The 10,799-nt window shown below is 42.0% G+C and carries 7 protein-coding genes; 1 reads left to right on the top strand and 6 read right to left on the bottom strand.

Annotated elements, in window-relative coordinates; translation table 11 throughout:
• Window positions 1-90 precede the first annotated feature (90 nt).
• On the top strand, window positions 91-1,374 hold the full coding sequence (locus RMX89_RS02240; RefSeq protein ID WP_322687756.1) for an ankyrin repeat domain-containing protein: 1,284 nt from the start codon (window positions 91-93) through the stop codon (window positions 1,372-1,374).
• Window positions 1,375-1,947: 573 nt separating this feature from the next.
• On the opposite strand, the gene RMX89_RS02245 is transcribed toward RMX89_RS02240, so the two are convergent.
• The 6 genes from RMX89_RS02245 to RMX89_RS02270 form a co-directional block, all read right to left on the bottom strand.
• Window positions 1,948-3,339, bottom strand: a complete 1,392-nt coding sequence (locus RMX89_RS02245) for a PP2C family protein-serine/threonine phosphatase (RefSeq protein ID WP_322669833.1) — start codon at window positions 3,337-3,339, stop codon at window positions 1,948-1,950.
• A 1,025-nt stretch (window positions 3,340-4,364) separates the two neighbouring features.
• On the bottom strand, window positions 4,365-6,026 hold the full coding sequence (gene ftsY / locus RMX89_RS02250; protein WP_322687757.1) for a signal recognition particle-docking protein FtsY: 1,662 nt from the start codon (window positions 6,024-6,026) through the stop codon (window positions 4,365-4,367).
• A 253-nt stretch (window positions 6,027-6,279) separates the two neighbouring features.
• Window positions 6,280-6,921 carry a transcription antitermination factor NusB gene (gene nusB / locus RMX89_RS02255; RefSeq protein ID WP_292787087.1) on the bottom strand — a complete coding sequence of 214 codons (642 nt, stop codon included), beginning with the start codon at window positions 6,919-6,921 and terminating at the stop codon, window positions 6,280-6,282.
• A 147-nt stretch (window positions 6,922-7,068) separates the two neighbouring features.
• Window positions 7,069-7,809: a DUF502 domain-containing protein gene (locus RMX89_RS02260; RefSeq protein ID WP_322669835.1), complete on the bottom strand. Its 741-nt coding sequence runs from the start codon at window positions 7,807-7,809 to the stop codon at window positions 7,069-7,071.
• 709 nt (window positions 7,810-8,518) lie between these two features.
• Entirely contained in the window at window positions 8,519-9,427 is a 909-nt protein-coding gene (locus tag RMX89_RS02265) for a glycosyltransferase family 2 protein (RefSeq protein WP_322682244.1), read from the bottom strand.
• A 126-nt stretch (window positions 9,428-9,553) separates the two neighbouring features.
• The gene (locus RMX89_RS02270; RefSeq protein ID WP_322682245.1) at window positions 9,554-10,396 is read right to left on the bottom strand and encodes an HpsJ family protein; all 843 of its coding nucleotides are present in this window, start codon (window positions 10,394-10,396) and stop codon (window positions 9,554-9,556) included.
• Between the last annotated feature and the right edge of the window lie 403 nt (window positions 10,397-10,799).

Consider the following 10,799-nt stretch of genomic DNA (forward strand, 5'->3'; position numbering starts at 1 on the left):
TTTCCTTCACCCTCTTGCCAAAGTGGATAAACAATCTCAGACTAAATTTTGAGGGTAGACGAACAAAACCCCTTGTGTGGGATCTCATCCATGACTGAAAACAACGATACTTTGCTGCTCAAAGCTGCTAAAAGTGGTGATATTAAGGGGCTGTGTGCGCTACTGGCTGCTGGTGCAAGGGTGGACGCGTGCGATCGCCAAGGTACCACGGCGTTAATGTTTGCTGCCAATTTAGGCTACACCGAAATTGTGCGATCGCTGCTCGATGCTGGGGCAAATATCAACTTGCCCAGAAAACTCTATGGTTTAACAGCTTTGATGTTGGCGGCTAGTGCCAAACAGCTTGACATTTTGCAACTTTTACTATCTAAAGGTGCAGATGTCAATGCCACTAATGAAGATGGCAGTACAGCATTAATGGCAGCAGTCCTCAAAGGTTATATCGATGTAGTGCAAGTTTTATTGGCTGCTGGTGCCGAAGTTAATATTGTTGATAAAGATAATGATACGGCGTTGAAACTTGCCGTTAAGCAGGGAAAAATAGAAGTTTTACAAGCAATTCTCCAAACTGGTATCGATGTAAATATCCCAGATGAGGAGGGTGAGACACTTTTAATGCTAGCGGCAGACTTAGGACATCTAAAGATTGTGGAAGCACTGCTAGCAGCAGGGGCTGATGTGAATGTGAAAAACGCTGATGGTGGAACAGCCCTATCGGCAGCAGCAGCGGCTGGACACAGTGCGATCGCAGCAGCTTTACTAGATGGAGGTGCCCAGATTAATCTTCAAGATCGAGATGGTGAAACTGCCTTACACCTTGCCGTTGTGGAAGGCTACATTGATGTGGTGCAAATATTACTTGACAGGGGTGCAGATGTGCAAATTAGCAACCACCTGGGCGATACACCACTGCTTGTAGCAGCATTGCAGGGACATAGCCAAATTGTCGAGGCACTGGTACGTTCTGGCGGAGATATAAATGGGAAAAGTCTTGGTGAAGTACCTTTGACGTTGGCTGCATCACAAGGACACACCCAAACGGTGCAAGTGTTGTTAGACTATGGTGCTGATGTCAATATTCCAGGGGATGATGGCAAAACTGCTTTGATCAAGGCAACCGAACGCCAACACAAAGAGATCGTACATTTGCTGCTGGCAAAGGGGGCAGATGTGAATTTTCAAGACTCAGCGAGGGCCACATCATTGATGTGGGCGGCTTCAGGAGGTTATGGCGAAATTGTGCAGTTATTACTCCAAGCTGGGGCAGATGTGAATTTGAAAAACCGTGGCGGTTATACTGCTTTGATGATTGCAGAATTTAATGGTTATAAAAATGTGGTGCGGAGTCTGCAAAAAGCTGGGGCGCAAGAATAGCAATCTAAATTCTTCATCGAAAATATTTTCTAGAAATATCTTGACAAATTATTAAATGAAGCTTATTCGCTGAAATAGCAAGGAAGTTTAAAAAACCAAATTTAGGACGAAGAAACAAAGAAAGCAAAACTCCGTCGTAGCTGTTGTGAACTTGCTACGGCGGAGAAAGAAAAATTAAAACGCCAAAAGGGAGCAGACCAAATGCTTGCGTCACAAGGATAGAAAGAAAGCAAAAATGAAGAAGTAAATTTACCTTTTACTTTTTACCTTGTACATTTTACCTTTTACCTGCTCTCCCCCTTGGCGTTTCCTACTGTGCTAGATGTGCAAAATATATAGTTTTTAATTGAACAGAAAAGTATTCTAACGATCATTTTTTATGTATTATTCTAAAGGCTAAATACAAACAAGTTCCCAAAAAAGGTTGATGTGCAACCATTTGGGCGGTCGCCACGAAAATTCAAAGAAAAATAAATAAAAAATTAAATTTAGTGTAATCACTGTGGTGAATCCTCTGTCACCATAAACTCAAGCATTGACTAATGGACTCGATCGAGTATAAATAGCCAATGATTATAAGATTTGCAGAACAACTAGTGTCATATCATCAGTGTTTTGTTTATCAGCACCGATGAATTGCTGAACTTGGTCAAATAGGTAATCTACAATCTCCTCTGGCCCATTGCAGTATTTACAAGCAGTATTGAAGCTAGTAACAAAATTGTCTTCATCGAAGCGATCGCCACCAGCAGCAGCGGCATCAGTTAAGCCATCTGTATAGTAAATAATTGTATCTCCAGGCTCTAGCTGTGCCTGGGCATCTTCATATTGGCTGTTAGCATCCAAACCGATTAACATTCCTAAAGTATCTAAACGGGTGACAGTTTTTGTCGCTGCGTGCCACCATAAAGGAGGATTGTGTGCCGCATTGCTATAAGACAGAATTCGGCTGTAGGGGTTATATTCTGAGTAAAATAGTGTTACAAAGCGGTGGGAATTTTCCAAATCCGCATACATAACTCTATTTAAGTTTTGTAGAATTCCGGCTGGGGAATTACCATGTAACACTTCTCCCCGTAGCATTCCCCGCATCATCGTCATAATCAGCCCAGCAGGGACACCTTTGCCCATGACATCTCCAATAACTAAACCCCAGCGACTAGTTTCGCTGCCACCTTTGATCTTGGGCTGAATCTTATTATGATTGGTAGCAATAAAGTCGTAGTAGTCTCCGCCGACGCGATTGGCAGGTTTACAGCGTGCAGCTAGGACGGCACCAGGAATTGTAGGGCATTGACGTGGTAGAAGTCGCCGTTGAATTTCTGCGCCAATTTCTAATTCTTGGTCTAAGCGTTCTTTTTTTCTTAGTTCTACAGCTAGTTCATCGTTTTCGATCGCTACTGCTGTTTGGTCTGCCACTAACCTAACTAACTTTTGCCTGGTTTCTGTCCAACTATATTCTGGATCGCGGCTCAAGACATAGAGCCATCCCCGTTCTGTATGCTTTACCAGAATCGCCGTACCAAAGATTTGCACATCTGGCCCCAAATAGCGATGCATCTGGTCATCTAAAATCCCCGTGGCATTCGCTAGAGGGGCAGTATTGGGTAAAAGCGTGATTTGACTACTGGCTATTTCTAGCGCTTTGCGGATATTCTTGCGCTGGCCACTATCTTGCCAATGTAACTGTTCTAACCTGACTTGACCATTAGGTTTGTAGAGAAACAGGGCGCTACCATCTGCATCTGTCACTCTTGTTGCCATCAGTGGAATCAGTTCCAAAAACTGATTCAAATTATTGAAACTTCTCAGGGCAAATCCTAAAGAACTTAGCAAATCTTGAATTTTGTTCTGTTCCCGGTGCAACCTTGCCACGAGTTCTTTGAGTGCCACGACTGGTGTGACATCCGTCGCGGCACTACTACTATTATCAGTGGGTTGAGAGGGCAGTTGAGACACAGGCACGGGTATTATTGCACTTTATATTGGCAGATTTTAGATGATTTATAAATCTTTTGGCTTTGGCATTGCTAAACCATATTTAGACAAGACTTGCCATTTTAGCAAGAGTATAAAGACGTAACAGGCAAATTTTATAAGTATTTTATTTGCTTATTGTATTTTTGATGGAATATTAGTTATTTCAAATCATGTATTTTTAGTCCAAATTTTACCCGTAAAAATTACTAGTTTCGCTGATATATCAGAAAATTTTTCATTTTTCCATAACTTAATTACCAAAGCATATCTCTAAAGTCATAAAAATACTTTATTCAAAGAATAATTTCTAACGCTCTCAGAGGGACTTTTTGGGCAGAAGCAACTAGAAGACTAGAAGTCTTTTGAGTAAAAACCTCTATAAGCGCTCAAATCGAGCTTGATTTGCTCAAAAACAGAATTACACTCGTTCCCAAACCTGAGTATATGTTAATAAGTTTTCAAATACTTAATTTGTACACCATAAATGCTCGGATAATCGCCAAGATTGAGCTTTTCCATTTTTAATTTCTCGTTTTGTAAATTTTGAGTTGCTGAATACGCAAAATTTAAATCCATCAAAACTGGATAAAAGTGAAGTAACTCTATCTTCTTAGTCAAAGGTAACAGAGTTAAACCATTAGCCTGTAATTTATTCTAGGGGTGAGTCATTTGGTAAGTGTAAGATATGAATAGAAGAGATGACACTAAAAATAGAAGAAATATCTTCTAAGAACTTTAAGTCAAAAGTCAGAAAGAGTCTTTTCATTTAACCATCATAATTCCAACCTCTCGATAGACGTTGCACGAGTAAGTCGCCATAGCCAACACCAGTCATCCCTAAATTTATCAGTTTTAAGACTTACGCAAAAATAGCTAAAAAGCTTAATTTATCGAACCTCCTTTTCTGTCAGAGGCTGACGCCAACGCGCAGTGTCTCCCAGAGAAGAATAATACAATATTGCGTAAGTCCTAAGTTTGGTAAGAAAAATTTTTAACTCGAAATTTTTCAATTAACCACTCAAAAGAGCTTCGACAAACTCATAGCTCGAAAAGGGGCGTAGGTCTTCAATTCCTTCGCCAGCACCAATAAAGCGAATGGGTAAACCTAGCTGCTGTACAACGGCAAGGGCAACGCCGCCTTTAGCAGTGCCATCTAGCTTGGTTAAGACAACACCACTGAGTTGGGCAGCTTGGGAAAAAACTTCAGCTTGCCGTAGTCCATTTTGGCCTAAAGTGGCATCTAGAACCAAAAGAGATTCTACTTTGGCATCTGGGGCTTTTTTGTCGATAATTCGCCGGATTTTACCGAGTTCGTCCATTAAATTTTTCTTGTTTTGCAGTCGCCCAGCTGTATCTACCAGAAGTAATTCGGTTTGACGCGCTTGGGCGGCTGCGATCGCATCAAATACAACTGCTGCCGGATCTGTATTTTTTCCCGGATTGGCAATTACATCCACGCCACTTCTACTACCCCAAACCTTTACTTGTTCCACAGCAGCGGCGCGAAATGTGTCTGCTGCCCCAATTAAGCATTTATAGCCAGATTTTTGTCCCAGATGGGCGATTTTGCCAATAGTGGTGGTTTTACCGGCACCATTTACCCCAGTGATTAACCAAATATTCAAGGTTTCTTTTTCTGGCGTAAAGGTAGTTTTGTGGGATGTTTTGCTCGGTGCATCCAGCATATCCCGGAGGATTTTTTTCAGGAAAGCAATCGCTTCTTCAGGTGCGGTGACTTCTTCTCGAAGTTTTGTCTGTAAGGCATTGATAATAAAGTCTGTCGCTTCTACACCCACATCAGCTTGCAAAAGCAATGCCTCAATTTCCGTCACAGCAGCTTGGTTTAGCGGCCCTTGACCAACGATCGCCTTCAGTTGATTGAGAATACTACGGCGAGTTTTGTCTAACCCTTGCCGGAGCTTTTTCAGCCAGGTAATTTCTTCAATAGAAACGTCTTCTGCACTCCTACCTTGAGCTGCTAGAACTTTCGCTGACCAGACAAACCCATCATCAAATAGCAGTCCGGGACTTTCCTCTCCTGTTTCTGAGGTTGTAGCTACTGGCTGTACTACCTCCGGTTCTGGAACTTCAATGGCGGTGGCTATTAGTTGTTCTAGCTTGGCTTGCCGTTCTGCCGCCGCCCGTTCTAAAAAGGATAAGTTAGCTGGTGCTGTTGGCTGTGTTGCTTCTGGCGTAGCTAGTGGTTCGCTAGGTGTTGGTTCAACTTCGCTTGCCGTGAGTTCTGTGGTGGAAACATCTGGCTGTTCAGCAATTGCTGCCACTGAAAAATCTTCTGTAATTTCTTCCTCACTAGCAGCTTGGATAACTTCTGGTTGTGCTGTTTCTACGGTTGTATTAGTAGCTTCTGGTTCAGTTATTTCCGCAGTTGCCGTTTCTGCGGTTTCAGGTTGTATTGATGGTGCTAAGGTATCTGCTGGATCGGGCGGGGTTTCTACTACCTCGACTTGCTGTTTTTGCTGAATATTTTTGTAGGCAGCTTTCGCAAATGCCAATAAGTCTGCCGTTGTGTCTGGTGTAGTTTCAGCAGTTGGTGTGGAGGTTTCGGCTGGCTTTGGTTGGGGTTCTTTTGCAGGAGGAGTTTCTTCCTGTTTCTTATCAGAGGGAGTGTTAGAGGAATCGTTATGTTGACGACGGAACCAATTAAAAACCATTGCAGCAGTATTAGTTATATGAGTTATAAGTTATAAATTATGAGTTTAATTTAACTTTGTACTTTTTCTTGGGGTGAAAACTTCCGGGTTATCCTCACCTTTCAACGCCAGTTTAAAGAAAATCGTTACAATAAAAGGTTTCCTCTGTTTGCGCAGCATCTCCCTTGGAAGAGGTTCCGCTTGGAGGAAGCCGCAGAAGGGGCTACAGATTTTTTTCCACGGCAGTAAAGAAATTATGAATTCCGCGGCAGTACTACGCAGTTTTTTTCTGCTCAGTGACTCGGCGCAAAACACCATTAATAAACCGATGACCATCGTCTCCACTGTAGCGTTTGGCTAGCTCCACAGCTTCGTTGATGGCGATACTGTCTGGAACTCCTAAGAACTTCATTTCTGCCACGGCGATTTGCAAGATATCGCGGTCAATTTGGGCGAGACGAGTTACTTGCCAATCTACTAAGGCCGCAGAAATGAGTTCATCTATAATGTGTCGATTTTCGTTGACGGTGATTACAAGCTCTTTAGCGTAATTTCGAACTCCCTTGTCCTGATTAGCTAATTGAATCAATACTGGGAAATCAACTGCTGTACCCAACTGATTAATTGCTGTCTGGGTGCAGGCGATCGCTTCTTGAAGCATTGTTCTGGCAGTATTGAGGTCGGAGGCCCGAGTTTGGCTGCTTAAGAGGCGATCGTTACTGCGTTGCAGTTCACCTGCGGCATTATCGAGGGTATCTTGTACTTCTGAGGTCAGAGTACGTACTGCTCCTAGCACCAACTTGGATACTAGTTGATCGTCTTCTAATTTATCTAATTTCTTTGGGTTGACTGGCAATTGGCTAAGGCTTAAAAGCGCCAATTCACGAGCAATTTGCTGGGGTTTACGAGGTTGCATAAAACTGAGGGGTGATTGTGCAAGAACTGAATTAACTAGGCAAAACAAACTTATAATTATATCAATTTTGGCACACTCAAACAACAACATTACGCATTTGCTTGTGACTATGCCAGATTGATTTTAAGTTTCTTCAACGGGAATAACCTACTGCTTGATTTCGTCGTGTTTCACTTCCAGTGTGGATTCTTGAGGGAAAACAAAAGGCGTATTAGGGGCGACAATGCCACCAGAAACAACTATTTTAAAGGCGTCTTCAATCGACATTGAGAGGTTCACCACCTCGTCTTCAGGAACAACTGCGTACCATCCGGTAGTCGGATTTGGGGTGGTGGGGATAAAAACACTTAGCATTGGGCGAGATATCTGGGCTTGGATATCACTGCTGATTACACCAGTCACAAAAGCGATCGCCCAAATTCCTCGGCGGGGATACTCTACCAAAATTACTCGGCGAAACTTGCCATTAGAATCTTTTAGTATCGTTTCTAAAAGCTGTTTGAGAGTTTTGTATACCTGTCCTGCTAAAGGAATTGCCTGTAATAATCGCTCACCAAAATCTAACAACCAGCGCCCAGCTATATTCCGAGCCATCAATCCCATCAACAATATACTTAGTAGAGGTACAGCCAATCCTACTAATAAATTAAGTATATTTACTAAAACTGGGTTTAACCCATCAAAGGGATTCAATTGTTTAGGAATTTGGGTGAGGAAGTTGATTACCCAAGTCGCAATGGTAATTGTCAGCCAGATAGTGGTTGCTAGGGGAATTACTACCAATAAACCAGCAATCAGGTCGTTTTTTAAGTCCTGTTTTAGGCGATCGATTACCAAGCCCCGATTCTCCTGTTTTAAGCTAGAGGAACTTTTGTTATTCGTATCCATACCAGCAGATTCGTCAAATTCCGAAGGCTTTAACTTTGGCAGTTTTTGCCGCAAGCAACTGTCTAAAACGCTAGCAAGTTGCTTGCTGTCGCAAAAACACGTACCTGCTGCTGGAAATTAGCTATTTTCCTATAAGCATACACATAGACATTCACCAATCCGATCGCAACTGTTTATTCTTAGAGGATATTACTTTTCTTTATAAGACTTGTAAATGATTGTTGCAAGTTCTTAGATATTATTAATGTACCGCGCTTAATCAAAAGCTGCTGATGATTGTGCAAGTACTACTGGATAAAATAATTTATTAGTTTATCTGTTCAGTCACTCACTTTTGAACAGGAGCGGCTTTTATGAAAATGTTCTATTAAAAATATTAATTTGTTAAGGATTTCTAAGAAATAAATTATCCATCTTATGGGGTAAGTATTCTGCTTGCCCTGAATACAGATGAGGACACCCATCCCACTAGAAAATTTGGGATGTTTTTTATTTGGAAGTCCCTTTTATCTCAATACGGTTCAGTTAAGGGTAAAACTCTGGTTCCAAAGTCCAACTGAACTGTATTGCCTTTTATCTAGTCTTGATTCATAAAAAACAAGATCCCTGACAACTTTTACGAAGTCAAGGATCTGTGTAGCACATCTGTGCACCATATGATTTTGCGATCGCTGATTTTACTGGAAATCAAAAGGATTTTCAGCCCTGTTCACGCCGCATCAACCTGTGTAGTTTCAGAATCCGCACACTGCACCTGTTGTGTACTCTCTTTTACCAAAATCGCTGTTGTATCTAAATTAGGTTTTGGTAGATATTTCATTTCCCAGACTTTGAGCAAAATCAGGTATTCATAGAATGCCTGCAATGTACACCAAGCGACTCCGGCGCGTCCATCTAAGCATCCGCCTAAGATAAAATACATATATACAAACCGGAGCAACGGTCTAGCAGGCAAACGCAAAGACAAATCTTTCAGGGCACGCCGTCTTTCGACTTCCGATTTGCCAAAGAATAAATCTTGCCAGTTAACTTTACCCTGTTCTAGCTGATACAATGTTTCTTGAGCTTCATCAGTAGAATAACGGTTGTGCTTGTCAATCCAGCGGCTCAAACCTTTGCTACAAGTGTAGTGTGGGTATGTTTCTTTTAAAAAGCTAGTTGCACCCTCACAAACTTCTCGCTCAGTATGACCGTAGTCTGTAAACCACACTTTACCGTGGCGGAAGAGTCGCATTTGGTAACGCGGATACTGTGTGCTGTAGCGAATCCAACGATTCATGAACATGACGCGTTCAGCCACATAGTAACCGATGTAGTCTGGATTATGACTTGCCTTTTCACATTCTGCAAACAATTCTGGTGTCATGCGCTCGTCAGCTTCGAGAATGTAAACCCATTGATGCTTCGGGGGGATAGACTCTAACATCCAGGTGCGTTGGCGTCCGTGGCTTTCAAAAGCGTGTTGGACAACGCGGATGGGATAGCGACTGGCGATTTCCACAGTGCGATCGCTACTGCATGAATCCACAACAATGATGTCATCTGATAACATCGCCGATTCGATACAAGCAGCAATATCTAGTTCTTCGTTATATGTCAGTATGTAAATTGAGAACATTACTCAAGTTTTATAGCGATTTTACTCAGCGATCGTTGTCTTTTTATTGTTATTAGCTATTAGGCGCATGGCAGTATCAGCCGTCAATAATTTTTGGATACTCCCTACTGCCATGCCAATAGTGGATTAGCGTGCGGCAGTTCTAGGTTTACCACCTTGTACAGCACCCCTACCTCTTAAGCTTGTCCAGCCGATGATAATGTAACCAATGGACAATAGCAAACTGCTAATACCAATCCTCAGTCCAGATTTCCAAGCAGTATCTTTAGCTTGTTGCAGTGCTTCGTCTCGGCGCTGGCGAACTTGGCTTAGTTGTTGAGTTTGCAGCGTTTGAACATCTGTTTGTTGTTCGATAGCTTTGTCAAGTACTTGGGGATTTGTTTTAGCCTTCTTGAGTAACTCTTTGATATTTGCGGGAATTTGAGGACTTTCAATTGCTTGCTTATATTTTTGGTCATCTTTGAGGATTTCACTAAACTGAGCTTTGGTTTGGTTTCGCAGCTGATCTAGTTGCGCTTTTCCTTGCTCAGTATTCAGTTGTGCTTGCAATTGCGATAAGCGAGTGTTCAGTTGAGTTTCTGCCTGATCTGCTTCCTGGGTGATTCGGTTGAGTGTTTGAGTCTTGGCTTGATTGACGTTATTTAAGTGCAGGGGAAAAATCAGCAAGAACATCAACCCTAAAATACTGGAGATAATCGCGGCGGGAAATCTTAAGTCGATACCCTGGGGGCGATCGCTTGCTGGATCGGCATTCTCAATCCAATAGGCAGCAAACAAAAGCCCCAAACCGACTAGAGGGACAATTCCGCGATCGACAAGCGCTGTTCCCAAATTGATTTGCCATACCCGATCGGTGGGTTGAAAGGGTAACAACAGAATCAAAAAGTCAACGAAAAACGACAAAATGCAGATTATTCCAACTACCTTAAGTGTGAGAGCAGTACTCACGGAAGTAAAACGGTTAACCATAGTTTTTCAAACTGGTGGTGAATATGAGTGATTTTCATATTTCAAGCTACTTGAATATTGTGCCCATGACTATGACTATTGTGTAAAAACACAAAGCAGATTCAATATTGATAAAGGCTAATCTGCCTCTTGGTTTTCAACTAGCCCACAGTAACATTTGTTATCTCCAGTGTCTTCAGGAAATTCTTGGTATCTTAAAATACAAAAATGATGTGGGGCTACAGGAACAGACTCATACCAATTCAAAATTAAGAGCTGATTCGTAAAGAAAATTTTAAGGGTACTCAACTCATTACTAGGTCTGAATTTCAGCGAATAAATATGGATTGATTTAAATTATTGAAACCCTTACAGCAGATTCGGAGTTTATGAGGTACAGTAGCAGCAATTTTTAAACCAATTT

The organism is Nostoc sp. DedSLP04 (genome assembly GCF_034530775.1).
Classification (GTDB): Bacteria; Cyanobacteriota; Cyanobacteriia; order Cyanobacteriales; family Nostocaceae; genus Nostoc.

Coding starts and splice junctions, on each gene's coding strand:
- RMX89_RS02260 (WP_322669835.1), bottom strand. CDS start 7,809: ATGGATACGAATAACAAAAGTTCCTCTAGCTTAAAACAGGAGAATCGG.
- RMX89_RS02270 (WP_322682245.1), bottom strand. CDS start 10,396: ATGGTTAACCGTTTTACTTCCGTGAGTACTGCTCTCACACTTAAGGTA.
- ftsY (WP_322687757.1), bottom strand. CDS start 6,026: ATGGTTTTTAATTGGTTCCGTCGTCAACATAACGATTCCTCTAACACT.
- RMX89_RS02240 (WP_322687756.1), top strand. CDS start 91: ATGACTGAAAACAACGATACTTTGCTGCTCAAAGCTGCTAAAAGTGGT.
- nusB (WP_292787087.1), bottom strand. CDS start 6,921: ATGCAACCTCGTAAACCCCAGCAAATTGCTCGTGAATTGGCGCTTTTA.
- RMX89_RS02265 (WP_322682244.1), bottom strand. CDS start 9,427: ATGTTCTCAATTTACATACTGACATATAACGAAGAACTAGATATTGCT.